Source organism: Mesorhizobium sp. M0898 (genome assembly GCF_040319695.1).
GTDB lineage: Bacteria > Pseudomonadota > Alphaproteobacteria > Rhizobiales > Rhizobiaceae > Mesorhizobium.
Window position 1 is genome coordinate 1 of record NZ_JAMYOE010000152.1, and the last position, 662, is coordinate 662.

The window sequence follows — 662 nt, forward strand, 5'->3', positions numbered from 1 at the left end:
GCGGGGATCACATCCTCTTCCGAATTCGACCAGACATTGCCGACGATGTGATCGGCCGGGAAGCCGGTCTTCTGCGCGGTCTTGAGCGCAACCGGGTTCATCACGCCCCAGCCGCGCAGCACCACATAGTCCGGATGCTCGCGACGGATCGTCAGCCACTGCGCCTGCTGCTCGTTGCCTGGATGCGGAACCTCGATCTGCGACAGCTCGAAGCCGTATTTCTGCGACAGCAGCTCATAGATCGGAATCGTCTCCTTGCCATAGGGCGAGCCGTGATAGAGCACGACGATCTTCTTGCCCTTGAGCTTGTCGAGGCCACCTTCCTTGGAGGCGATATAGTTCACGATGCCCGAGGTCTCGCTGTAGGGATTGAGCAGCAGCGGGAAGACGTAAGGGAACACGCGTCCGTCCGTGGTGTCGGTGCGGCCGTGGTTGATGGTAATCAGCGGCACCTTGTCATCGGTGATGCGGTCGATCATGGCATAGGCGATGCCGACCGAAAGCGGGTTCCAGGCGGCGATGCCGGGATTGCTCTTCAATCGTTCATAGACCTCGACGCCCTTCTCGACCTCATACTGCGTCTCGCCCTCGCTCCAGGTCAGTTTGACGCCGTTGACGCCGCCGTCGCGGATGTTGATCAGGTTGAGATAGTCGATGAAGCC

At 60.1% G+C, this 662-nt stretch carries 1 protein-coding gene; it reads right to left on the reverse strand.

All coding sequences use genetic code 11. The annotated features are described in order from the left end of the window. Positions 1–662: ABC transporter substrate-binding protein (locus NKH90_RS34665; protein ID WP_352823830.1), on the reverse strand; the 662-nt coding region annotated here is incomplete at both ends.